A 25,881-nucleotide genomic window follows, 5' to 3' on the forward strand; every position below is an offset into this window, starting at 1 on the left:
ATTCCCTACGGGTAAGTTTTACTTAGGGAGTACCGGCTCTGGCAGGTTATTTCGCTATGAGTGACCACGCGCTCTATAATTTAATTATAAACTTAGATACTCATTATTTTTTTCAAGCTTAAAGATAGCAGTAAATATAACTTTTTGGAAATTATAATCATCTTTTTTATTCTTGAGATTCAACACCCTTCATTCAGCAATGAATTTAAACAGTGATTATAAATTTTTTAAAATTTACACGTAAATTGCTTTTCTAGAGTTGACGAGTAGGGAATACCTGATATACTTCCCGTCCATTGATTGGAGAGATGGCCGAGTGGTCGAAGGCGCTCCCCTGCTAAGGGAGTATGGGTCAAAAGCCCATCGAGGGTTCGAATCCCTCTCTCTCCGCCACGAACACGCGCCCGTAGCTCAGTTGGATAGAGTGTCTGGCTACGAACCAGGAGGTCGGAGGTTCGAATCCTTCCGGGCGCGCCAATTTCATCACTACAAATAAAACAAATCAAAAGCCGATACAATAAACCCGGTACATCACTCCTATCCCGGAAGGGTTCGAACCGAAAGAGGTTCGACAAAATGCACAGCGAAGAGCGCGAAGCGCGGCGGAGCATTTTGGACGCACGCAGTGCGCCCCGAAGGGGTGAGGAAGAAGCGAAAGCGACTGACGAATCAATCCTTCTGCTAATCCAAACTCCACGTATGAATATGGAACCAACTACATCACCTTAAAAGCAAAAAAGTAAAAACAATCGAAAGTAGATACCTTATCCCCTTTACAATGGTGCTATCCCGAAAGGGTTCGAACCGAAAGAGGTTCGGGCTATTCCCCATTTTCCTGAATCTTCTACACATCATTGAAAATCTAGTCCAGCGGTCAAGCCGTGTAGCGTAGGTAGAGATGTGATCAAAAGACAGCCCGGGACTTTCCCATTTACGGGGGCACTTCAACTTCCTACTCTTGCGAAGCGTATAAATTAATAATTTCCTCAACATCCTGAGACTCAGTGATTTTCCCTTCTTGAAACAATATTCCTCGATCACAAAATTCCCGAATGATGCTAATGCTATGTGAAACCATAATAATGCCTTTACGCTCTGCCTTCTCAGCAAAAGCTTCCTGACATTTTTGCTTGTAACGAACATCCCCTACAGCAAAGGCTTCGTCAACAATATAAAAGTCAAAATCGAATGCCATCGATAAGGCAAATGCTAGTCGTGAACGCATTCCAGAACTATACGTTTGAACGGGTAAATCAAAATAGTGCCCAATTTCCGAAAACGATTTTACGTAATCAATTTTCTCTTTAACACTTAAGCCTTTTATTCCAAACAATCGACACACAAATTTCACATTTTCCTTCCCTGTTAAATTAGGGATCAGGTTATCAGCAACCCCTACTGGCCATGAAAGGCTGCTGGTCAAGTGAATTGTTCCACGGTTCGGTTTTTCAATTCCACACAAAAGTCGAAGAAGTGTGGACTTTCCAACTCCATTTTTTCCCATGAAAGCAATTCGCTCGCCAGAATTAATCTTAAACGATAGGTTATCAAAAATCGTTTTTCTTTTTCCCTGCACGATATAATGTTTACATAGATGGGCTACTTCTATCATTTTTGCTCAATTTCAATCATGATTCGTTTGCTAAAAGCCAAATAAAGGCCTAACCCTAAAGTCAGAGCAATCGCAGCGACCAATAATAAATAGCTGGATGAGCCATACGCCAGATAGGACTTCGTGGGCTTAAACGTTTCACGAGATAATTCTATAAATTGAAACATGGGGTTATAGAGCATAATGTCTCGAACAGGCTGAGGCAAAGATTCTGCACTAAAAAAAATACCGGAGAATAAATAGGATAAACGTAAAATGATATCTAAGATAATTTTCATAAAGTTAAAGAAAAAACAGGTTACAGCAAAAATGAGCGAAAGCCCCAACAACAATAAAGCGTATGAAAAGAGGTTTAATAGCCAATAACTAAACGCATAATTTCGCCAAAGCACGCCAAACCAACTAAACCCAGCTAATAAAATAACAAACACTAACGCGCTGACCAAAAGCTCACTGACTAACAATGCAATTATTGGATCAATTGGCTTAATTTGCCGAAAGACGTAAAAATTTTTATTACTCTTAATGCAATTTTTTGAGCTACCTAACACCGTACGAAAAAGTAAAAATGGCATAACCCCTAAGACAACAAATAATGAGATCGGCATGGACTTTGGAGTTAATTGACCGTTTGCAATAAACCAGTAGAGTAACATCCATATAGCCACATGAATGAGTGGTTCTAAAACGATTAAAAAAAATGAGAAAGAGCGTTGGGAATTAATGGTTTTAAGGAATTTTTTTTGAATTTCTGTAATGACTATGGCACATACCGATGCGTACATAATTTGCCAAGGAGAACGCGTGGTATGAGCCATAACAAAAATTTCTGAGATAAATCTTACAAATTAACCATTATAATTATCATCATTGGTATTAACTGTCGTAACAATCAGAGCTGCGATTACGGCAATTACTACGACAGTAGCAACTATTGCACCTGTACTCCATCCTACATTGGCAGCTGGATTGCCTTGAGCAATTGCTGTCGCACTGGCAGCTAATGCAGAGGCGCCAATTACAGTACGGCCCACTAACTTAGGTAGTAATTTCATCTTGATCATCCTTGCTTGTTGTTTTTTAAAAACTTAAGCTTAATAATAAATTTTCATTATTACAAGCATCTAGACAAAAAACTCTCCAGCGCGTAATAAAAGACTATTTCTTATATTCACTTCCGTTTTAATAAAAAGCACCCTCTTTTTGCTTTTTGAAAAGACTTCCTTGAGGATTAAAATCAAATCTCGTACTATCTAAAAACTTTATCGAAAGTCATACATAAATAACTTATTTTTTGAAGTGAAATAATAAAATTCTCTTTTAAAATTGAAGGGATTTTTATCGAAGCTGACTTTTCTAACATGGATTTGTATTTTGAAACGATTACGTCGCTTATATAAAAGAAATACTGCTTTAGTGCCGTTAACAGTGAAGACTTTAGCAGAAAATAAATTGTTACAAGGCGTTAAAAATAACACGTTGATTGAACGTCTAAGTGCGTTTATCAAATCGAATCTGCTATTTTCTCTTTTAGTACTTATTCCCTGGCTTTTCGCAGCAGTTTATATTTTATTAATTAAAGCCCCCTTATATGAAAGTAACGCTAAGATTTTAATTGGAAAATCTGAGTCCAAAATATCTAATAGCCCTTTACTCGGGGGATATGAGCCCGCCTCAGAAAATTATTTAACCAGAGATTATATTTTATCGCGTGAAATTCTTACCAAGGTGGAGCAACATTTTCCCATTAAGGAGCATTTTCAGTCCAAGTACGGGGATTTATTTTCCCGTTTAAGTTCTAATAGTTCGCAAAATGCTTTTCTAGATTACTACCGAAGCAAAGTCAGCGCGGTAGTCGATACAGAAACTAATGAAATCGTTATTAAAGCAAAAGCATTTACACCAGAAGCCTCAAAAAAAATATTAGATGCAATCATTTTGCAAACTCGGGAGTTTGTAAATCAGGTTTCAAATACTTTGTTTCAAAAACAATATGATTTTGCGAACTTAAAACTACAACATGCTAAAGAAAAATTATTTAAATCCAGTAAAGAGTTGATTGAATGGCAAAATCAAAATGGTGTGTTTGATCCCAAAGAAACAGCGCATGTTGTTTCATCTGCCATGGCCAAATTAAAGAGTACACTTGTCGAAAAACAAACAGAATTAATTACCTACTCTTCATTTATGCAGCCTAACTCAAATAAAATTGTAACACTTCAAAGTGAAATTGATGCGCTCAAAACCCAAATAAAACATCAATCAAATATTCTACTGGGTAAAGCCAAAGAGCAAAGTAAGTTAAATAAAATGATGTCGGATTTTGAGTGGATTCAATTACAATCTAAATTTGCTCAAGTTGAGTATCAAGCAGCCCAAGAAGCCTTTGATGCTGCGGAATCAAACTTACTTAAAAATCAGAATATTGTCATCGAAATCGAGCCACCTAATTTGCCCGATGAAGCATCAAGCCCACAGCCCTTTTATGATTTGATGAATATCTTGTTTATATTATTAATCCTTTATGTGCTCGCAAAAATGACCATACTAATTGTTAAGGAACACATTGACTGATGAAACAATTTGGCTTTTCACTGCTAATCTTATCAACGATTGCATATGCTGAAGGTGCATCTCACCTTAAAACGGGTGCCTCTAAAGCTTCTGCTCCAACATCGCATGCTTCAACAACTGGCTTTTTTACACCATTCAATACTCAGCACGAAGACGATGATGATATTAATACTCGTTTGAAATCTTCCACGCACATGGGAGACATCTTAAACAATGATTTACCTGTTTTTGGGCAAAATCTTTTTGGCAATCAGTGCAGTCAACAACATCAAGCTCACTTTTTTAATCCGCATTATCGTTTAAGTGTTGGAGATGAAGTCGATGTGCAAATGTGGGGAGCTTATCAGTTATCGAAAAAATTTACGGTAGACACCCAGGGTAATATTTTTATTCCTGAAGTAGGACCCGTTAAATTAGCCGGAATAGAAAATGAAAAACTCAATACAACCATACAACAGCATGTAAAAAAAGTTTTTAAAAAAGGGGTAAATGTTTACGCTGACTTAGTAACCGCACAGCCTATCCAAGTATTTGTAACCGGTTTTGTAAATTCGCCTGGACTTTATGATGGCTTATCATCCGATTCAATTATTTACTTTCTCTGTGCTGCGGGTGGCATAAATCTCCATGAAGGTAGTTTTCGAGAGATCGTGATTACACGCGAAGGTAAGGAAATTCGTCGTGTTGATTTGTACAGCTTTTTATTACGAGGTGATATTAATCCTTTTCAACTTCATCAAGGCGATACGATTGTCGTCAAACCCCAAAAATACACTATTTCTGTTGCTGGAAATGTGAAAAAACCTTATCAATACGAATTACGAAGCCAGAATATTTCATTGGCTTCCTTAAAAAAGCTTGCCAACGTCGAGCCAAGCTCTACCTATGTTCGCATACAACGTAATCAAGGCATGAAACCAAAGTTTCATTATCTTCCGATTTCACAATCAAACTCAATCATGATCCAAGCGGGTGATCGGGTTACCTTTGTAGCGGATAAAGAAATTCATCAGCGGGTCGTGACCGTTAAAGGTCAAGTAAAAGGACAACATCAATACATCGTTAAACCAGGAACCACTTTAGCGGAATTTTTAAATACACTACAACTAAAACCCGATGCCAACCTAGATAACGTTCAGTTATTTAGAGAATCAGTAGCCAAAGAACAAAAAGAAGCGTTAAATACTAATTTATCTCGGTTAAAACGCCAGGCAATGACGGGCGAATCCTTAACGGGTGATGACGCAAAAATACATGCTGCACGCTCTGAGCTCATAAGCAAATTCATCGACGAAGCTCAGCAGGCTGAAACAAAGGGACAAATTGTTTTAGGTGATCGCGCGCTATGGAAAAAAATCATTCTAGAAAATAATGACACCATCAATATTCCCGCCAAAACCTCTATTGTCACAGTAAGTGGTGATGTGGTTAATTCAGTTTCCATCAATGCAAACCCGCAGTATAGGCTTGCAGACTATATTCAAGCAGCCGGAGGATTCCAAAAGTCAGCCAACCAAAAAGAGTTTTTATTAATTAAGCAAAATGGACAAATCCAAAATCTTAAATACGACAAATACGCCCACTATCCAATTGAAGGAGGCGATCAATTGGTGGTATTACCTAATGAAACAGACAGCGGTTTGAAAGTGACAGGCATGATGACTGGTATATTATATCAACTCGCAATTGCCGCACGGGTTGCAATGCGAATCTAAAGAAAGCGTTCTATATGGTTAAAATGGGATGACCAAGTATCTGGCTTATAAGAGCCCCCAAGCTTTTGTTTTGTATCCGCATATTTCATGATAGCTTTTTTCCAGCCCAGGCCATCCAGGGGATGAATATAATGCGCTTGATTTTGCCCTGATTCACGATGAGCAGGGATGTCACTGCAAAGAACGGGAATATTAAGCGTCAAGGCTTCCGCGACCGGAATTCCCCACCCTTCAGCAAAACTTGGCATTAAAAGTCCATTTGAATGACGAATAAGGCTTAACATCACTTCATCAGAAACATCGTTTAGCTCTTTTACATATCGAATAATACTCGGACTACGCTCTAATAAGTCGCGAATATTTTCATTTTCCCACCCGCGCTTGCCAATCATAAGTAATTTAGGACAAACACGTCCTTTTGCTTCATACTCAACAGCGAGCTCTCGCCAAATATTTAGAAGCAATAGGTAATTTTTACGAGGTTCAACCGTTCCTATTGCCACAAAAAATGGGTGTCCCTGGGTCAGCACAGCAAGTTGCTTTGGTAAAGGGCATAGTGGTAAATTTGCAGTCTGAATAAATTTATCTTCGACTCCAATTTTAGCTAATATGTTGGGAAGTATGGGTAATTTTTCCTTCTTGCAATAGGCATTAAAACGACTCGCTGTGTCAATTGAATTCACAAAAATTGCCTCACCATACTGAGCGATCACCTTAACTCTTTTCTGAAATATTGATGCTTTTCCGTAAAAGAACTCAGGATATTCAATCGCCACGATATCATGAATATAAAAATAAAGTGTTGCCCTAATTTTATCGCGCAATAATTTATGTATTTCTGGAAACTCAACCCCTTTATAAGAGATGTTTAAGTACACTGGATCGGGTTGATTTTTGAGATCGGCGACAATGTTACGATCAAGCGAAGGGCCAAATAAATTTCTAATTTTATTTATTAATAAAAAAATATTTCTATCAGCATTTTGCGCGTAATGATTAAAAGTAACTCCTTTATTTTCAATCCATCGTTGCCACAACCCTATAATGATCTTTTCCGCCTTGTTATCGGGGATTTTTTGCATTACATTTTGCTCTTGGCGAACAAAAATAACCTTACGGCCTAGTTTCTTTTGTTGTATTAACCAGTATGCATAGCGTATTTCAACTCTATCTACTCCCGTAGCATGAAGATTTCTCAAGCAAGCAATTAATCGTTGCAATGGAAAAATAATAGGACGTTTCGTCATATGAATTAGATCCCAAATCCTTTTTAAAAATAGGTTACTGGAAGCGCTCGAAAAAACCCGTAAAATGAAAAATATTTAATAAATATTTTTTTTTATAATCTACCCCAATATCTTCAGGAAATTCAAAACGAGCCTGATGATAATAATGCTGATCTGAAAAATGGGGGAATAATCCATTTGTTGAATATTCATGAAGTAAGAACGAAAGTACTCGTTTCATGGGTTCAACTTCACCAAAGATCATCCCAGAATTTAAAAATCGGTAATGATTTTTTAGATATTCACGCATGTACTTTGGCGTGTTAATTACATTTTTTTTCCAGTGAAAACCATTGTAAATGATGGAATCGAGACCAAATAATATGTTACACCGATATTCATTAAGTGCTTGAATCAATGTTCCACACTCGCCAATTAAAACAGCATCAGAAGAATCATATGCGAGAAAATATTGGGGTGTTTCACTGTTGGGGATATTCTGCAGGAGCTCATTTAAGAGAGAAATTTTTACCGAATTTCGCCAAGTTGAAGGAGAAATTGCTTTCCCCAATGAACAATAATCTAAACCGGCTTTTTTTAAAAAATATTCTGCAGGATTTATTTCCATGTCCGATGATACGTAATTGTTCAGTTGCAAAATATGGACATTGTCTGGTTTTGTTAAAGAGAACGAATCTTTTTTATTTAACTGATTTAAAAAATAATCTAGCCAAAAACGGTTTCTTTTGCCCCCTGGAAAATGGATTACAGTCGGATGATAAGACTCTCCTTTATACAGAATTGAATTATCCAGACTAAATGCCTGGAAAGAATCCTCGGATAATATTTTTTTAAAATATTTCGAAATAATAAAAACTAATTTAGAGGATGTAAAACCCATACAGAAATCACCCGATGGAAAAAATAGCCTTTTGTCACCATAATAGTTGACTTATATTACCTTGAAAGACACCAAGTACAAGCATTTATAAACTAAACTTATAAAAAAGCACGGTAAGCGGGTTAATCGGTAAAGGAGATACCATGCAAAATCACCATAGTTTTTTCATCCGTTCCATGAGATGGTTAGAGCGTGCCGCGTCTTATATTGATATTGATGCGGATGCCATTGCAAAATTAAAACATCCAAAGTCCTGTCTTCAAGTCAGCATTCCGATCCGGTTAGATAACGGCGAACTAAAAATTTTTCAGGGTTTTCGAGTACATTATGAACATGCTCGTGGGCCTGGAAAAGGAGGAATTCGGTATCACCCGGATGTATCCATGGAAGAAGTCGCAGCGCTTGCCTTTCTGATGACAATGAAATGCGCGATTGCGGGCGTTCCTTTTGGCGGCAGTAAGGGGGCGATTAAAGTTTCTGCTAAAGAGTTAAACCCACGCGAATTAGAGCGACTTAGTCGTCGATATATTGAAGTCATGGCTGATTTTATTGGCCCAGATAAAGATATACTAGCCCCAGATTTATACACAACACCAAGAATCATGAGTTGGATGATGGATGAATACTCAACCATCGTCAGGCGATTTTCACCGGCTGTAGTCACTGGAAAACCCATCCCGCTAAATGGAAGCCAGGGACGAGACACAGCCACAGGTCGCGGCGCTTACTATTGCATTAAAGAACTAGAGAAAGAAAGAAAGTGGTCTCCTGAAAATATTACCGTAGCCATCCAAGGGTTTGGTAACGCTGCTCAGCCAGTAGCCGAGTTATTATATCAAGATGGATATAAAATCGTTGCGGTAAGTGACTCTGAAGGAGGCATTTATAAACCAGATGGCTTAAGAATCCCAGATTTAGTGCAAAAGAAAAAACAAATGGAATCCGTTCATGATCTTTATTGTAAGAAGTCGGTGTGTGAACTAGGTGAAAACACCTCTAGCATCAGCAATGCTGAACTCTTAACGCTTGATGTTGATTTATTAATCCCAGCAGCTATTCAAGATCAAATCACCCAAAAAAATGCTCATCAAATTCAAGCCGATGTCATTGTTGAGATTGCCAACGGTCCTATTACTTTCAAAGCCGATGATATTTTAAATAAAAAGGATATTATCATTATTCCAGATATTCTCGCTAACTCAGGCGGCGTCATTGTCAGTTACTTTGAGTGGACGCAAAATAAATCTGGTTATTATTGGGATCTTGAAACCGTTCACGAACGATTAAAGTCCATAATAACTCAAGCGTTTAAGGCCGTTAATGAGATAAAAAACAAACATGGCACCGACTGGAGAAATGCAGCCCATATCCATGCACTTACCCGGTATTACGAGGCCATTTCATGTGAGGACTCCTATTTGGATATTTCACCGAACAATCAATAAACTCAATCTGGAAAAGTAATGAGTAAATGCTATATTTAATAACACTAAATCACTAGAAAATTACCTACTAATAAGGAACTAATTATGTCTGAAAAAATCGAAGGAAAAGTGAAGTGGTTTGACAATAGCAAAGGTTTTGGATTTATAGAAAGCAAAGGCGTTGATTATTTTGTCCATTTTAGAGAAATCCAAGGCAGCGGATTTAAATCACTGAATGAAGGACAAACGGTTAAGTTTAAGCCTGCTAGAGGACAAAAAGGCCCGCAGGCTGAAGAAGTGGAAATCGTTTAATCTTACAACCGATAAGGGGAGCGTCCAATGGTTGAGCCTCCCTTTAATTCCACTTCAAGCGCTTCTATTGTGTGTAATAAGGCTGTAATTTTTTCCTTTGCCCCTGATGCTGTATGTTTTTCCTGAAGCTCATTGTACAATGATTGCCATATTTCTTTTCGAGCTTGGTTTTCTTCACTAAAAATAGCAAGCTCTAAATCCCATAGCAGTTCAACCAAACCATTGTTTGATTCGATATACTGACGAGTAAGCTCCTTAATTTTTTCTAAGCGAGCATGGCTTGGGTTCGATGCTACTTTGGTTGGGTTCTTGAATAATCCTGAGTTCTTTTGCATATTGTCCTCTACAATTAAGGCCCAAAGGAGGGGTTATCATCGAAGTTTCCCTGTTTAAGTGCGGGTTGAGATTGCTGTGTATTTATTTTCCCCGAATTTAACAAAGTCTCTGCAGAATGCGTTAGCTCTTTAAAAGAACCAATCCGCTCTTTAGCTGAATCGACGAAACTTGGTATTTGATTTTGATTTTTGTTTGTCTTTTTAGGTTCAGCCTTATTCCCATCAACTTGAGGCCAAAGTGCTTTAGTGATTGCGCCCATTAAAAGACCCGCACTTAACACCATAGCCGCACTAATGGTAACAGTAAGAGGCAGAGAAAGCCCAAACGTCATTACATCAATTACTCTTAGCAGGATGAACGATAAAATAAGAGCCCCACCAATAAAAAAACCACTAAGAAATGATTTCCAAACGGGTATACGGGGAAACTTTGCAACCGAAGAAAAATGATCGATTTCAATCTGCTGATCCTCTCTAACATGCTCGACCTCGAGCCTGCTTTCCACATTGCTATTAATCCTAGAACTTCTCGACATGGAACTGCTTTCTTGTAGCATTCTAAAAGAAGAATCAAATTGGGCTTTGAAACACTCATGGTCTTGTTCAGATAGAATAGGATAATCTCCTTGAACCTTAAACGCTTTAATATAGTTCCAATGCATTTGTGCATCATTAGCTGCTTGTGGTGAACTCAAATATGCTTTAAAGGATAAACTCTGCAGCGCACTTTGCTTCAGTTCATTTCGTCTTTGTTTGAGAAAATCAAGATAACGCGAACCTCCTGCAGGAATGAACGCATCTACCAATCGCTCAAGATAGGACTCAGGAAGGAGAAGAATTTTTAAAATGGCTTGATTCACTTCTCTTCTAAATGACGAAGCATTGCATAACGCAGCTGGATCAACAATTCGGCTACGCGATTGAGCGACATTTTCGAAAATAAGATCTAACCAGTTAAAAGCGTAAAATTTTGGGTAAGGTAGCGTCTCAATCATACTTGTAGTAATGGTTTGTTCTGGTTGATAAGTAAAAAATGATGGATCACGAATAAAGGCAAAAGACCAGTCACCATCAATCTTTATCACTTGATTGCCGCTTATTCCAACATTGCCGTTTTTAAGATCAATTTCTTGCAGAAATAAAGCCCCTAAAAGAATTTGTCCTAACCCAGTGTATTGACCATTCGTGAATTCATGAGGCGTCATAGGAAGTAGACGGTAGTTTGGGATCTCTTCCGACAAAACATAATAAGTACCATTTATTGGATGCCATGCTAATCTGGTTTCAGGTTGGGTGGGTAGCAAAAGCCTAAATAATTCTTGTGCTAATACTTCTTGGCGAGCGACCCTAGGCGAGGTCATCTCTTTACGAACAAATACTTTTTCTGAAGAGAGAAATTTCCCCCGCTCAATTTTATGAGTAAATCTTCCAGACCCAGTTTTACCTAGAGACAAAAAATTTCGAATATCAAATACGCCTATCATCGTAATTTACCCATAACCCATACTTAATATTAAATTCTTTTATGGACTTAATTGTTCTTTTGTTTCATATTGAGGCCCATATACCAGCGTTTCGATTTCTTGTAAAAAGCGTCTTTCAAGCTCAGTAGGCTCTTCTTTTAATTTAATAGTTACGATGACTGCCTCAAGGCTTTGAGCCAGAATTTTCGGTGGGCAGCGCTCATCATTTAGTTGATGAAGCAATTCGACAAATTCTGGAAAATTATTAATTCGTTCTGAGGTGGATAGACGTATAGGATCTAATGCAGATATTGAGATACTAAATGTATTAGAGACTGCTTCTTTAATTTTATCGTTAAGACTCATTTTTTTCTCCCCAAAATAATACACACTAACATCATTATACTCATTAAACCTATATTTTATTATCTCAAACGCTTATCGGCTGGTAATGAGGTTTCCTGTAATATCTGTTCATTCAACACTGAGAGACAGGTTTCTGCGCTAGGTCTCTCAGCGGGATTAACCGATTGCATTTGATTAAGTAATTCAATGGTTTCCGCTCCCAATAGGTCCTGGTAAGGTGAAAAATCATAGGGAGTGTGCACATAGGATGTTACAAACTGCTCAAAAGCTTGTGTTCGGTGATATCTACAAATAATCGGATCAAATAATGAATCTCCAAGCGTATTGCTTTTAGCATAGGCTGCTCTTATATCATATGCTAAGTTATGAGGCAGACTAACCAATGCTTTGTCAAGTCTTGCGTTAACCAAATCTCTTTTATTTATACCTAAAATCTCAGCAAGTGTTACGGTTAGAGAATAGATATCCATTGAAGTACTAGCTTGAGATCCCGTTAAATATTCCGGAGGCATTTCAAAGCCAAACAAGGCGGTATCAATGCTATGAAATTGCATAAATTCACGTGCCTCATAATTTTTAGCCAGTCCAAAATCAATAATATGCATCTTCTTTTTAATGGGATCATATAACATATTGTTTGGTTTCAAATCATTATGCACTATCTCTTTTTGATGCAACTGATTTAAATCCCGTAACAAATCCATTGCCATTAAACGGCGCTCTTCAAGTGAAAGTTCGCGATGAGAATCTAAATATTTATCAAGTTGAACACCAGGGAATAAAGGCATAGTTAAGTAGGATTTACCATTTTTTTCGAAGCGTTCTACTTGCTCAAGAGAATAAACTTTTTTGATAATGGCATACTCTTTATCTAAGATATCTCGTTGCGATGGCATCATTTCTTTTAAAGCAAGAGGCCGACTTATTGTTAGATTTCCCTCTGAAAGTGAGTAAAATTGACCAACATACACTTGTCCAAAATAGCCTTGCCCAATTGGTTCTGGATTAATTTTATAAAAACCATTTGAAACAGGAATAATAGTAGGATCATGCGGAAAACGTTTCTCTGTTAACAAGCGCTTGGCTTCCACTTTAGGCACTAACGACGCAATTTTTGGCAATTGAACTTCAGCCTGCTTGCTTAATGACTGCAAAATATATTCATTAGCAAGAAAATCAGGTTTCGTATTAATAACATTGGCTAAGGCCTGATAATATTTCCTTTCTTCTACAGGTGTGAGGCTTGCAAGATCTAAATCCAACCCTTTTAAAGCGTTCTCTAAAATATCATAAAATTTACTGCCAAAAAGCCAATTGTTAGGGGAAAAGATTCGATATTCAGCCGCAATATTTTTCTTATTCAGTAAGAGCAAACCAATAAATGCTTCTTCGTTATAGGTGGATAAATCGTTAAACGTTTTAATCAATTCCTTAAAGGAATTAAACATAGTTTCACGCTTGGATCCCGGTTTTGGCTTATATTTATCCAGCTGCGCCAATGTGGATAAATATCTTGCACGAGCTGTAGCAGCATTTTGATCAATGGGCTTACGTTTTCTTAATTGTGCAAGATACGTCTCACCACGAGTGTTTTTTGTTTGTAGAATCCGAAGTTTAACTTTATCTTCATATTTTTTTGTAGAATTAATAACCTGCTCGACAAAACCATAGGTCTTTAAATCCAAAGCATGTTGAAAAATGGATTTACCATGAATCTCAGAAAAAGGGGAAATCTGATGTTCTAACATGTAGCGTAAGCTTTCCTCAGATTTTCTCGCAATTAAATATTGCATAAGCATGGCTGTAGGATTCTTTTCAAAAAATTGGATAAATAAACTGTCGGGATCGGATTCTTTTGCATAGTCATAAAGAGATTTACCATCACTATCATTAAAAATACTGGTAACTCTTGGATGTTGCATCATTAAATCCAAGGCTTCCTGATGCTTATTCGCTATAAGAAGATTGGCTATTTGAGTTTTTAATAACGGCTCCCATCCCAGACCACCCTGTATCACTTTTGAAATAAAATCATATTTTTTCATCACAGCTTGATTTAACCGTATGAATTTGTCCTGCAAACCTTGGTTACGCAGCAATTCACCTAAACGTTGATAGTCGCTATGTGAGCGCGCTTTTCGGAGTAACTGTAATAACTCAATCACTTTTGGATCATGACTCGATTCTTTAATGATTGCCGCATCATAATTTGCGATTAAGGATTGTTTGTGCGGTAAGCATTCATAAACCATTAATTTATTAGCACTCAGACATTCACTAAGTGACTGATCTCCAGTAGCGCCTGATAATGGACCTGAGAGCGCTGATAATGCAATCATCGACTCATGTGGTATTCCAGATGCATAGATCACACGAAATGTTTTTTCATCCTCATGCCCCACGAGTTCATGTACTATTTCTTCCGCTCCAGTATCGCTATTGTAAAAGATGATGCGTGTAAACCCACCAGCTAGTAATCGCTCTTGAATATCGTTTAGAGCTTTTCTTTTCGATTGAATGCTTTTGCCGACCATAACCACATCTTGATTTTTATCACTTATGCCAACAAACTCGCAATAAACGTTCAGAAAGTGGCTAGCAGCCGTATCTGCTCTATCCGTGTGATACTCATCATGACTATATTGAAACGCTAAATCATGGTTTTCTTGATAGGTTTGAATATCTTGATGACACAATAAAGGAACTCGAATTCTATCATCTAATTTAGCCACCATGATTTCGGGTGCACATGGCTGAGTAAGATCTTTACTCAAAAGAATACCCCTCTCTTCCCTATCTGCAAGAAAGCCAGAGAAAACGGTATTGCTATATCGTATCTGTTCAAGATTGCGCTCTCGATAAGATTTTTGCCATGCTATTGTGGATCTTTGACGAGGATCATTAAAACTATATTCTGGCAACATAGTAAGAGAAACTGGTTGTTCAACTTTAGCAAGCGCACGATCAATACGATCGATTAAATCCGTTTGAAAAACGGGGCCTTCAAAAACATGACCCACTTGAATTTCCTTTTTTTCAACTTGTTCTTCAAGTTCTTCTGGAGTCAATACAGGAACATCAAATTCGACATCGCCTTTTAACCTTTGGATTTTTTCTTTGCCACTTTGCTGAGTAACAATATACACAGGTGGGACTTCTATCCCAGCTAATTCATAATATTCTCTTAACTGTTCGGAAAGCTTTAGTGCGAATAAAAAATCACCGTAACCACCAAAACCATCGCTCACAGCAATTAAAATTGCCTCGGTCATTAGGTTATCCTAGCTCACTTTTTTTCAGTATAGCGGGTAAATATTAAGAGATTATTAGGAAGCATTTGGATAAGAGACACTCTAAAATTAGCTAAGTTGGTTGTGCAAGGGTTAAAAAAATTAATTCAAAGCCGATTTACTTAATAGATTATTTTTTTAAATTTACATCAAAACACACTGAGATGAGCACGCTGGATTCGATTTGGGTTTAGAATAATTTGTTTTTACTCGTGGGAAAAATCGTAATTGACCATTAGAATAATAAGAACTAATTTCATAGACACTAAGATCTTTATCATCATTAGCTGTGGCATAAAGAAAATCTGACCAAGCCAATTGTGGAGGAATATTTAATCCATGAGGTAGTTGTGTTTTTGTCGTGCGACAAGCGAGATGGATTGTTGATAAAACAAAGCTATGACAGCTGATGAGCTGTTCTTCTTCAGATAATACATCAGCAACCACAGATGGCTGCTGGCGTAGTTTTTCAATAGCATTTTTTGAATGATATGAATCGAGCGCACGGAATTCGGAAGCAGCTTGGTATTCTTTTCTTAAAAAATGATTATCAATGCGAAGCTTATCTTTTTCATGAGCTTGAAGGACAATTGCTGTTAATTTTTGACGCATGGTTTGACTGAATGCTTCACATCGAATTAAATAAACATCCTTTAAAGAGGGACACGGTTCAATCACTAATTTCCCACGATTCGTTGCGTAGTCCGTAAACCTCATGTGTGCGATAATTGGTTGTCCTTGTTTAATATCGATCACGAGCATCACATGATGGCGTGTGTTGAATTCAACCGAGTAAACTCCCCGAGTATCGAGCTTAATCAAGATGTCGCCTATTGCAAAGATCATATTAATTATTAACAATTAACGCTAAAATTATTCCTCCATATTAAACTAAAACAATAAGATTAAAAGGATTTTTTCTTGGTTAACCTATTGTTAAAAAATAAAAAACTTAATACCGACGTAACAGCCGTGACATATAACATCCTGAGACAACAATTTGAGATGGAAAATGGCCATGTTTATAAACGAGAAACCTTTTTAAAACAAATTGATTTTAACCATCCAATTCTAGAAGAGCCAAGCATACAAAAAACAAAGAATAAGTTTCATTATCAATACGATGATATGAATGGGTTATTGCATTCAGCTATTTTTATTTACTCAACCCTGATGCAAGTGGATAATCCAAGTCAATGTGTCTTTAAAATTACCCCCTCACCAAACTTCCAATCCGCTTTAGAGCCTGATCCTATTTTTTTTTCACCCAATCTTCATCAATCAGCTAAAGATTGCCTCTCTATTCGTCAGTTCAATGGATTAATTCGTCGTTTATATGGATATCCTTTTGAGTTTTCTCAGGGTGTAAAGTTACAAGCTGACCTCAAAATAGATCATTTACCAAAGGAAGTTGATGCTGATTTCCTTTATGATTCATCCACTGACATACTACAATTATTGAAAACACCACCAAGCCATAAAAACTGCGAATTACGCCTGATTGATCCCATCATAGGGTGTGGTGTTTTCGCTCGTAGTGCTTTAGCCAGTGGAACATGTTTGGGTTTATATACGGGTGTTAAAAAGTGCCAATCATCCCATTGGAGTTATACGTTCAAAATAGAACAAGATGCACTAAACACATTCATGGACGCGCGGCATTCAGGAAATATCACCCGATTTATCAATCATGCACCCTCCACAAATCATTTCTCGAAAAAAGGTCAACTCGCTAATGTTGAATCGACACGTCATTATATAAATGGAATTGAATTTATAAAGTATAAAACTATAAAAGCCATTGAAGCTGGTGAGCAATTATTGATTGATTATGGGGATGAGTATTTTCGCTCGTCAAACCCCATTGAATTTAAATCCAATGGTAAACCCATCGGAAATTGGAAAGGTAAATTTGAATTGCTCATCAATAAAACTAAGCTAATGCGCATCTTAGCTTTTTATGGGATTCAATCCGCATATACTTATCTAATTGCGCGTTTAATCTTAATTCTATTAACTTTGCTTATTGGCTTAGGTTTATTCAAAACGATATGACACGATTAGTCTTTAGAGTCCAAGACTTTCAGAGGGTGCTTCTACCTCACCTGCCTCTATGACCTTCAGGCCATTTCTTGCAAAAAATGAATACATCTCTAGAGATTGAGTGGCATGAAAAGAAACCTCCTGATGTTCTGGAGTAACCGGCGATGGGGCATTATTAGGCAGTATTAATTGATTTTTTTCTATTCTCTTTTGGATACTTTTGGGATGAGGTGCTACCGGACCAGAAATAAGTAAAGCTCTCAAAAACCCAAGTGTACCAAATCCCATGTTGAGTAAGGAATAAAAAGGATATATTACCGTTGTTTTCCAGTCCAACCGTCGTTCAAGAGGTAGCTTCAAGTAATTAAACCCAGCTATTAAGAATCCTTGGATAACACTAGAGCTCAAATTCACCAGCCAAAATTGAGGATTTTTATGTAAAAACACGAGAACGGGGATGCGAATGATATGGCCCAACTGAATATAATTACCATACAACTGATGATTTTTTATTGAAAGCAACGACCATGGCGGTCGCTTCCAGTGCGTTAACAACGGCTTTAAATGCAATGTCCAAAAATATAAAAATGCTGCTTCATTCCAGGAACGAACGCGCTGTGTATATAAGTTTGGCGTTGGACCCAAAATCGTACCCGGTGCTTTGGTTTCAAAACAGCAAATCATATCTTGTCTAAGTATACCGCTTCGCCCACTAAAGCGCATTTGCTGTAAAATGAGTCCCATTTGGACATCATCCCCCTTAAAGACACCATTATGTTTTAACAACACATCAACCAGAGTGGCAATTTTCCATAAAGAAGCCGCCCCATGGGGTCTTTGCACACTGTTTGTGCGATCTAAAAAACCCATTTCTAAATCGGATAACTGATATTCTAAATCTTGTAAGCGAATTAATAATGGCTTTTCTGAGGTAAGCTCTGAAATAGCTCGTATTGGATATACAATAGAATGCACCGCTTCGTCTTCAAAATAAGTGTATTTTGCACGAAAACGCGCGGGAACTAAGACATCATCATCAATTAACAAGGCAAAGCGAAGATCATAGGGATGACGATGAAGAATATACGTAGCTGTTGCAAGCAAAGCGAGGGTTTTGTTTCCCGTATTGCCATAATAAACATACCTTACACCCCGACTAAGGTTTCGGATAACCGCGCGGGTTTCATCGGTCGGTTCTGGTTCTAAGCCATTATCGACTATAAATATCTGGGATGGCGGTACATGTCGAAGACAAGATATAAATGTTTCACGTATGATTTTTTCGCTCTTATGGCACGGAATTAGAATCGCTAATTCTCGATTCCTTCGATAAGCAATTTGCAGTTCACGGCTATAATTTTCTGGCTTTGTTTCATCTTCCAAAGGATTTTCAACATCATATAACGCCTCATCTTGCTCTAATTCTTCGTCAGGATAAACGGCAAATGCCATGTTCATCAATAACATTAAAGGCTCATAGCTTGTTAAAGCAATCATTAAAGGAAGCACATTATCAAAAGCGACATCATGAATGACTGTAGAAGCATCATAGTGATGTTCAAGAAATACATATCCAGCAACAAGACTTAGTAAAGCAAACCACCAAACCATCCGCCTTGAATTAAATGGTATAAAAAATGGTCGGGGGTCTAACAAACTTAATAAGAAAACTGCATCAAATTGGGATGGATGAAATGTTTCAGCGTTATGATCTTCAGGCGTTTCCTCTGCATGCTCCACTCCTGATTCTTCTGAGATGGTTTGCTTAGTTTCATCCTCATTCGCCATGTTATCTCCTAAATTTAACGCTAACCTTCCTTTTTAATTTGCCAACAAAAAATTAATGATCCATCGGGCCAGGACTGAATTATGAACTTCAAGTTCTAATGATTTAAGCCCAGGCTCATACGCATGCGCCAAGAGTGATTTTCGCTTTTCGATTAAGGCCTGAGTATAAGCTTTACTAAATTCAGGGTGTCCTTGGATGGTTAAAAAGCAATCATAAAACTGAGTCATATAGATAGGACAATGTGCATTAGAAGCAATCACCTCGAAATCACTTGGGATTTCTACCACTTGATCCTGATGGCTCACGAGCATATTGATTTCTAGCAACTCTGGTAACATCCATGTCTTTTGCCGAGTAATGGTGTTGATCGAGGTCCCTACTCCCCATCCTTTTGGTGACTTGGCGACTTTCCCACCAAGCGCTTTTGCAATTAACTGGTGCCCAAAACAAATTCCCACCATCTTTTTTTTCATGCGAGAAGACTCTTGAATAAAACCTTCTAAACTCCGAATCCAAGACAACTCTTCATTAACACCATAACGACTTCCGGTGATCAAATAGGCATCACACTCGTGAAGATTTTTAGGTAGATTTTCTTGAAACGCTCTATAGACTTGATAATTAAATCGAAAGGTCTCATGTTGCAGGAGCGCTAAGAACATTTCTGGATAATCGCCATGGTGTATTTTTAGCTCCTGATCCACCTCGTCGCATTGAATTATTCCTATTTTTTTCATGACCAAATCATTAATTTAATGTGAGTTCGAAATCAGAAAAATTCAAATTTTGCTGATCTCAAAGTAGCTTATTTTGAATGGATCCCGTACAAAAAGCTTCGCTTTTTTACGTGATAACGTTCGTTTAGCGCCACAAAAGTCATCAATGACTTTTCTGTCGAACTCTCGTTAATTTATTATGGCTTGATTCAAATCCCCCTCAATCGCTGCCATCAGGATCTGTTCATATTGCAAACGACTAAAAGCAATGGGATTTCCGCCTGCTGCTGCGTCTTCGGTTGCCATTTTTGCTATGTGGCTCGGTTGTTCAACCCAAACCCCTAGCTGAGATAAAGAGTGCTCTATGGCTAAATTTTTTCTCAAGGTTAATAACCAGTTTAAAAATCCATCAAACCCGTTGTTAATACTAAGATAAGCTGCTAATCGCTCAATTTTAGAATCAATTGCTGGTCTATTCGCCATTAAAACATAGGGCATTAGTATCGCGTTTAAACGGCCATGATGAGCATCATACAGCGCACCTAACGGATGCGCTAACGCGTGCATCGCACCTAAGCCTCGTTGAAAGGCCGTAGCCCCCATACTTGAGGCCACAAGCATTTGGCAGCGAGCTTCCAAGTCTTCACCGTCTTGAACCACACGGAGTAAATTATCTTTTACAAGCCGAATGCCTTCAAGCGCTATACCTTCAGCCATAGGATGATAGAAAGGCGAGCAATACGCTTCAAGATTATGAGCCAGTGCGTCCATTCCAGTGGCGGCCGTTAATGCGGGTGGCAATTCCCGCGTTACTTCTGGATCTAGAATCACAATTTTTGGCATCATATTGGGGTGAAAAATAATGGTTTTAAGTTGGCGCACTGGATCGGTGATGACTGAGGCACGTCCCACCTCAGATCCAGTGCCTGCCGTCGTTGGAATTGCAATGACAGGAGCCATACCTGTTACATTCACTCTCTTCCAATTGTCACCGACATCTTCAAAGTCCCAGATAGGCCTTTTTTGTTGACCAATCATCAATGCAATAGCTTTGGCAGCATCTAATGCAGAACCTCCACCCATTGCAATCACGCCATCATGTTTTCCTGTGTGATAAGCATCGATTCCATCACGAACATTCTGCTCAATGGGGTTCGCTTTTATTTGAGAAAATAAATTGACTCTTAAGTCGGCATCCTTACAGATCTTTATCGCTTGATGTATCATTGGAAACTGAACTAATCCTGGATCGGTTACCAATAATGGTGAGGTTATTCCTAAAGCAGCACAAGACTCAGGTAATTCCTTAAGTCGCCCTGCACCAATACGTATTTGCGTTGGATAATTCCAATTTGCTAATAAGGAATAAGTTGAGGACATGAGCTACTCCGGTAGTTTTATATGAAACGATTTTGGCCTGGTCAGTGACTCAAAGCCTATTCTGGATAACGAACATCCCCTTCCTGAGTTTTTCACTCCTGTCCACGCTAGTGATGGATCTAAATAATCACAGCGATTAATAAAAAAAGTTCCGGTTTCAAGCCTATTTCCGATAGCTATACCTGCTTCTATATCTTTTGTGAAGACCGATGCGGTTAAACCATATTCACTATCATTCATCAGTGCGATCGCCTCTTCATCATGGGCTACCGGCATTACCCCAACTACAGGGCCAAAAGATTCTTCTGTCATCACACGCATTTGGTGATTAACTTCGGTTAAAATTTGAGGAGACAGATAAGCAGACCCCGGTTTATCTAATATATAATCTGCACTTTGAATGTGCACTTTAGCACCATCCCTTAAGGCCTCGTTAATTTGCTGTCGAACAAAATCCGCAGAATCTGCTCTTACCATAGGACCTAACGTAGTTTGTGGATCATCTGGACGCCCAAGTATGTACTGATGCGTTAACGAAACTGCTTTGTCGATAAACGTTTTATATATATCACGATGAACATAAATTCTTTCAATTCCACAACAGGACTGGCCAGAATTAAAAAACGCCCCATCCACCACCGTAGCGACCGCGCTATCTAGATCCGCATCATCCCGGATATAGGCTGGATCTTTTCCACCAAGCTCCAAACCAACATGAAGAAAACGCCCTGCGGCAGCTTTCTCAACCATCTTTCCACCGGTCACCGATCCTGTAAAAGAAACGTATTGAATTTCAGGCGCTTGAATCACTTTTTCCGTATCTTGATGGGTCAAATGCAAATATTGAAAAACACCATCCGGTAAATCAGCGTCAAAAAAAGCTTCGGCAAATCGCTCCGCTACGAGTGGTGTTTGTATTGAGTGTTTTAAAATAACAGAATTTCCTGCCAGGATCGCCGGAATAATGGCATTAATCGCCGTAAGATAAGGATAATTCCAAGGTGCAATGACCAAAGCGACCCCTAATGGTTCACGTTTTATATATCGATTAAATCCTTGCTTTTGAGGTAAACTTATCGCTTGAAGAGCCTCAGGAGCTGCTGCAATCATATATCGTGCACGCTCCTCAACCCCCTTCACTTCTCCTTCAGCGTATTGAATCGGCCGCCCCATTTGCCAACATAGCTCTTTAGCTAATATTGCTTTTTTTGCAACGAGAGCATCCATTGCACGGGTACAATATTGCTGACGAGTCTCTAATGGAATTTTTTGCCACTGTTTCTGTGCGCGTCGAGCGTTGTCTAAGGTTTTTCTGACTTCAGATTCCGAGGAAAACGCACGTTCAACATAGACGGAGTTGTCTATAGGAGAATAAGTTTTGAATGTGTTCATGATTAAATAATCTCAAAGTATCGATCTAATTCCCAGTCGGTGATATGACGACGAAATTCACGCTCTTCCCATTCTCTCGTAGATGCAAAATGCTCAACAAAGTCACTGCCGAATAACTCATGCGCTGCTTTTGAAGATTTTAAATTTTGCGAGGCTTCCCATAATGTTCCTGGGAGAGCTAAGTCTTTAGGGTGTTGTTGAGCATAAGAATTGCCTTTTACTTCAGGTAGTGTTTCAAGTTCATGTTCAATGCCATATAACCCTGACCCTAGAGCTGCAGCTAAAGCCAAGTAAGGATTCGCATCCGCTGAGCCTAATCGATATTCAATTCTTTGGGATTTATCATTCCCGGGGATGATTCGAAGAGCTGTAGTTCGATTTTCAACGCCCCAGGTGGCATCGGTTGGAGCCCAGAAACCCGGAATTAATCGAGTATAACTATTTACGGTGGGTGATAACATCGCTAACAATTGTGGCATTAAATGCTGTTGTCCTGCTAAAAAATGATATTGAGTTTTGCTCATATTATACGACTGACTTGGATCATAAAACGCAGATTCTCTGGTATCTTTATGACATAGTGATAGATGGATATGTCCACTTTGACCAGGATAATTGGGCGACCATTTCGCCATGAAAGTAGCCATTTTATGATTCCTCTGGGCCAGCACTTTCATAAAGGTTTTAAATAAGGCCGCCTTATCGCCCGCATTCACAACTTGATCCACTGAAAGTGCTGCTTCAATAACACCAGGACCTGTTTCGGTATGTAATCCCTCTATAGGGAAATCCATGACCTCACCCATTTGAAGAATTTGATGATAAAATTCGGCATGAACAGTATTACGAATAATGGAATAACCAAAAAAATCGGGTGTGATTGGTTTTAAATGACGAAATCCTTTTTCACGTATACTATCAGGGGTTTCATCAAAAAGAAAAAACTCATATTCTAACGCAGCAAAGGCATCAAATCCCATTTGCGATGCTTTTTCCATGGTTCGTTTTAATACACCTCTTGGACAAAGCGCTTCGGCTTTTCCAGCAAATTCTGCGATAAACAATAGTTGATTTTCTTCAAAGACCAGCTCACGACAAGTATTCGGTAAAATCCGGACTTCTGCGTCAGGATATCCCGTATGCCATCCGGTGTATTTTGAATTGTCATATAGCTTATCTTTAGAATCCCAACCCAAAATGACATCGCAAAAAGCAAATCCATTGTCTAGGGCAGAAAAAAATTTATTTCTCCCCATATACTTGCCAAGCATTACACCATCAATATCAAAAATTCCAACTTTAACATGCGTTAATTGCCGTTCTTCAACAATACGCTTGGCATCTTCAATCGTTTTCACATCCCTAGGATTTAACATTCTAAGTCCTTTATACTGGTTAGATTCCTGGCAGGCACGCATTACTGCCCACTAGCTTTTTGTGAATGATATTAGCAGGTTGTGTTTTAAATTGCAGCGGGAAATGAAAGTAATTTTTGGTAGTGGATTAGAAAATGAATGGAAGCAGGAGCATGCTGCTTGAATCGCAACATGCTCTATGATCACCTTTTATTGGCTGCCACCTCCCTGTGCACCACCTTGACCGCCCCCACCATTTTTCGTTGGAGATTCAACATCAGGTAAAGAAACTTTAGGGGTTTCCACCTGTATGTTGGTTTCAGGTGTGGCTGGAGAAGTCATTGGGACAGGGGTTGTTGCCCTTGGTGCGCTAAAGAAATAATACAACGCAACTGCAGCTATTAAAACAATAATGATAATCGCCACAATCGCTACAACATTACTTGAATCGTTGTTGGCCATAATACTCTCCTTGTATTGCATGCCTATTTATTATAGCACAGCACCCGAAATACCAGAGTATCGCCTTATAAACTAATGCGCAGGACTCGGTGAACGGTTGCAGTTTTCTGAAGAAGATTCCGTTACTTTATAAAAGTTCAATAAAGACTGTTCTGAAACAAAATTTATACCAGTGATAATACTCAATGAGATTAAGGTAGCGGCACTTGTTTTTGCTGTGTCAGAAGCCACCACTTTAAAAAGATGCTGGGCGGGTTTGAAAAATGCAGAGGGCATATTGAAGTCCTTTAAGTATTTTGCTCCAGAAATATTACCAGAGCAAAAAAATTTTACAATAATCTTAGGTTAAGTAATGGCCAATTTGACTCAAATTTATTTTCTTGGATTGGCTTGGCTTGTTTCAGATACTTCTTCAATCTTAGGCATTGAGACTTCAGGTTTTGCAAAAAAACCATGAGAACTGGCACTACCTCGGCTCACTGCCGCAGGTCGCTCAAATACACGAGCCAACGGTTCAGATCCTAGAGCGGCATTAATACCCGATACAATAGCAAACGTTGCACCTGTTCTACCCATTCTCAAAGGAGCTTGTACAGTAAATTCTTTGAATACTTCTTTTACAGCATTAACAAAGCCAACGGATCGCATGTAGGTCAAGGATTGTCTAGTGAAATCCATGAAAGTAGGCGGTTGCAACGTTCCATTGACAACCAATGTTTTAGCTAAGAACACATCTCGCATATAAGCAAAAGGATAGGATACAACCGCGGCAGACATGCCACTTGCAAGCCCCGCAAGAAGATGTCTTGTTGCATTATTTCCCGGCAAAACCTGAGCAAATTGCTCCTCCAAAAGACACAAAGCCGCGAAATTGGTTAATCCCGCACCATAACGCATTCCAAATCCAGTTGTTGATAACTTTCTCAAATTGTTAGGTGATTTCCAATTAAAACTCGAATCAATCACATTCAGTTTACGAAGTTGTGCTTTATTATCTGAGATTTGCGTTACCAGTACGTCACCCAGTGCGAAAGCAGATACATATCCAATGTCACGTTTAAAATTTTTTACCGGTTTTTTATGTGCTTGAGATGGCTCACTGGCCAGTTCTTCTGAGGCATATGTTTCAGTCACCTCATGAACATTTCCCTTTTTTGTACTCGACGTAGCTCCTGTAACATAAGCGGTTCTCATGCTAGAGCCTGTCCAGTTACTAATCATACCAACATATAAACCTCGAACAGCCGCCAAAACTCCAGGTTTTTGATTGGGAGGTAAAGCTTGCCCATATCGCATAAAATTCGCCATCAAGCCATTCAGCGGACTTTGCACTAAGGCAACGGTTGTACTTGTTGTCACCAACAAGGTGCCAAAGTTAGCGACTTGCCAACCTACTTGTACCAATCGATCAGTCATCGGAACATAGGTAGCTACTTCAGGATTTTCTATAGCAGAAGGCGTTTTTTTTGCATTTGGCATAATAATAGACACTGTATCTGGTTGTATTGTAGTCACTCATTATAATT

General features: G+C 38.6%; 22 protein-coding genes and 2 tRNA genes. 7 read left to right on the forward strand and 17 right to left on the reverse strand.

Features of this window, described 5'->3' with window-relative positions:
• The first annotated feature begins 302 nt into the window (after positions 1-302).
• Both E1O41_RS01195 and E1O41_RS01200 read left to right on the forward strand, forming a co-directional pair.
• A tRNA-Ser gene (locus E1O41_RS01195) sits at positions 303-393 on the forward strand.
• Positions 394-400: 7 nt separating this feature from the next.
• Positions 401-477: transfer RNA gene (locus E1O41_RS01200), tRNA-Arg, on the forward strand.
• A 475-nt stretch (positions 478-952) separates the two neighbouring features.
• On the opposite strand, the gene E1O41_RS01205 is transcribed toward E1O41_RS01200, so the two are convergent.
• From E1O41_RS01205 to E1O41_RS01215, 3 genes are read right to left on the reverse strand one after another with little or no spacing between them, the layout of a single operon-like run.
• On the reverse strand, positions 953-1,612 hold the full coding sequence (locus E1O41_RS01205) for an ABC transporter ATP-binding protein (protein ID WP_131775481.1): 660 nt from the start codon (positions 1,610-1,612) through the stop codon (positions 953-955).
• Complete coding sequence (locus tag E1O41_RS01210) at positions 1,609-2,430, reverse strand: ABC transporter permease (protein WP_131775482.1); 822 nt, start codon at positions 2,428-2,430, stop codon at positions 1,609-1,611. Before E1O41_RS01210 ends, E1O41_RS01205 begins: the two co-directional genes overlap by 4 nt.
• Before the next feature lie 30 nt (positions 2,431-2,460).
• A complete protein-coding gene (locus E1O41_RS01215; protein ID WP_131775483.1) occupies positions 2,461-2,667 on the reverse strand; it encodes a hypothetical protein in 207 nt (68 codons plus the stop codon).
• Between the two features lie 319 nt (positions 2,668-2,986).
• Between E1O41_RS01215 and E1O41_RS01220 the strand changes: the two genes are divergently transcribed.
• Both E1O41_RS01220 and E1O41_RS01225 read left to right on the forward strand, forming a co-directional pair.
• Positions 2,987-4,186: a KpsE/RkpR family capsule polysaccharide export protein gene (locus E1O41_RS01220; protein WP_131775484.1), complete on the forward strand. Its 1,200-nt coding sequence runs from the start codon at positions 2,987-2,989 to the stop codon at positions 4,184-4,186.
• The gene (locus tag E1O41_RS01225) at positions 4,186-5,901 is read left to right on the forward strand and encodes a polysaccharide biosynthesis/export family protein (protein WP_131775485.1); all 1,716 of its coding nucleotides are present in this window, start codon (positions 4,186-4,188) and stop codon (positions 5,899-5,901) included. The genes E1O41_RS01220 and E1O41_RS01225 overlap by 1 nt, the downstream gene beginning before the upstream one ends.
• Here E1O41_RS01225 and E1O41_RS01230 read toward each other — a convergent pair.
• Positions 5,898-7,148 carry a glycosyltransferase gene (locus tag E1O41_RS01230; protein ID WP_131775486.1) on the reverse strand — a complete coding sequence of 417 codons (1,251 nt, stop codon included), beginning with the start codon at positions 7,146-7,148 and terminating at the stop codon, positions 5,898-5,900. The genes E1O41_RS01225 and E1O41_RS01230 overlap by 4 nt on opposite strands.
• Before the next feature lie 34 nt (positions 7,149-7,182).
• Positions 7,183-8,028: a hypothetical protein gene (locus tag E1O41_RS01235; RefSeq protein WP_131775487.1), complete on the reverse strand. Its 846-nt coding sequence runs from the start codon at positions 8,026-8,028 to the stop codon at positions 7,183-7,185.
• A 143-nt stretch (positions 8,029-8,171) separates the two neighbouring features.
• Here E1O41_RS01235 and E1O41_RS01240 point away from each other — a divergent pair, with 143 nt between their 5' ends.
• On the forward strand, positions 8,172-9,473 hold the full coding sequence (locus E1O41_RS01240) for a Glu/Leu/Phe/Val family dehydrogenase (protein WP_131775488.1): 1,302 nt from the start codon (positions 8,172-8,174) through the stop codon (positions 9,471-9,473).
• A gap of 84 nt (positions 9,474-9,557) precedes the next feature.
• Entirely contained in the window at positions 9,558-9,764 is a 207-nt protein-coding gene (locus E1O41_RS01245) for a cold-shock protein (RefSeq protein ID WP_131775489.1), read from the forward strand.
• A 2-nt stretch (positions 9,765-9,766) separates the two neighbouring features.
• On the opposite strand, the gene E1O41_RS01250 is transcribed toward E1O41_RS01245, so the two are convergent.
• The 5 genes from E1O41_RS01250 to E1O41_RS01270 form a co-directional block, all read right to left on the reverse strand.
• Entirely contained in the window at positions 9,767-10,099 is a 333-nt protein-coding gene (locus tag E1O41_RS01250) for a hypothetical protein (RefSeq protein ID WP_131775490.1), read from the reverse strand.
• A 14-nt stretch (positions 10,100-10,113) separates the two neighbouring features.
• A complete protein-coding gene (locus E1O41_RS01255; RefSeq protein ID WP_131775491.1) occupies positions 10,114-11,583 on the reverse strand; it encodes a hypothetical protein in 1,470 nt (489 codons plus the stop codon).
• A gap of 39 nt (positions 11,584-11,622) precedes the next feature.
• Positions 11,623-11,928 (reverse strand): hypothetical protein, encoded by a 306-nt coding sequence (locus tag E1O41_RS01260; RefSeq protein WP_131775492.1) that lies wholly within the window; start codon positions 11,926-11,928, stop codon positions 11,623-11,625.
• Positions 11,929-11,987: 59 nt separating this feature from the next.
• A complete protein-coding gene (locus E1O41_RS01265; RefSeq protein ID WP_131775493.1) occupies positions 11,988-15,200 on the reverse strand; it encodes a serine/threonine protein kinase in 3,213 nt (1,070 codons plus the stop codon).
• Between the two features lie 162 nt (positions 15,201-15,362).
• Positions 15,363-16,040 (reverse strand): hypothetical protein, encoded by a 678-nt coding sequence (locus E1O41_RS01270; RefSeq protein ID WP_131775494.1) that lies wholly within the window; start codon positions 16,038-16,040, stop codon positions 15,363-15,365.
• A gap of 99 nt (positions 16,041-16,139) precedes the next feature.
• On the opposite strand from E1O41_RS01270, the gene E1O41_RS01275 reads away from it, so the two are divergent.
• Positions 16,140-17,273, forward strand: a complete 1,134-nt coding sequence (locus E1O41_RS01275; protein WP_131775495.1) for an SET domain-containing protein-lysine N-methyltransferase — start codon at positions 16,140-16,142, stop codon at positions 17,271-17,273.
• Between the two features lie 12 nt (positions 17,274-17,285).
• Here E1O41_RS01275 and E1O41_RS01280 read toward each other — a convergent pair whose 3' ends face one another.
• The 7 genes from E1O41_RS01280 to E1O41_RS01315 all read right to left on the reverse strand — a co-directional run bounded on the left by E1O41_RS01280 (position 17,286) and on the right by E1O41_RS01315 (position 25,834).
• Entirely contained in the window at positions 17,286-19,049 is a 1,764-nt protein-coding gene (locus tag E1O41_RS01280) for a glycosyltransferase (RefSeq protein ID WP_131775496.1), read from the reverse strand.
• A gap of 33 nt (positions 19,050-19,082) precedes the next feature.
• A complete protein-coding gene (locus tag E1O41_RS01285) occupies positions 19,083-19,787 on the reverse strand; it encodes a glutamine amidotransferase-related protein (protein WP_131775497.1) in 705 nt (234 codons plus the stop codon).
• 168 nt (positions 19,788-19,955) lie between these two features.
• The gene (locus E1O41_RS01290) at positions 19,956-21,146 is read right to left on the reverse strand and encodes an iron-containing alcohol dehydrogenase (RefSeq protein ID WP_131775498.1); all 1,191 of its coding nucleotides are present in this window, start codon (positions 21,144-21,146) and stop codon (positions 19,956-19,958) included.
• 3 nt (positions 21,147-21,149) lie between these two features.
• Positions 21,150-22,541, reverse strand: a complete 1,392-nt coding sequence (locus E1O41_RS01295; RefSeq protein WP_131775499.1) for an aldehyde dehydrogenase family protein — start codon at positions 22,539-22,541, stop codon at positions 21,150-21,152.
• Positions 22,541-23,914, reverse strand: coding sequence for a glutamine synthetase family protein (locus E1O41_RS01300; protein ID WP_131775500.1), 1,374 nt, complete (start codon positions 23,912-23,914; stop codon positions 22,541-22,543). Before E1O41_RS01300 ends, E1O41_RS01295 begins: the two co-directional genes overlap by 1 nt.
• A 189-nt stretch (positions 23,915-24,103) precedes the next feature.
• Positions 24,104-24,355, reverse strand: a complete 252-nt coding sequence (locus tag E1O41_RS01305; protein WP_131775501.1) for a hypothetical protein — start codon at positions 24,353-24,355, stop codon at positions 24,104-24,106.
• A 372-nt stretch (positions 24,356-24,727) separates the two neighbouring features.
• Positions 24,728-25,834, reverse strand: coding sequence for a hypothetical protein (locus tag E1O41_RS01315; protein ID WP_131775503.1), 1,107 nt, complete (start codon positions 25,832-25,834; stop codon positions 24,728-24,730).
• Between the last annotated feature and the right edge of the window lie 47 nt (positions 25,835-25,881).

Origin of the sequence: Legionella impletisoli (assembly GCF_900639875.1) — a bacterium.
GTDB lineage: Bacteria > Pseudomonadota > Gammaproteobacteria > Legionellales > Legionellaceae > Legionella_A > Legionella_A impletisoli.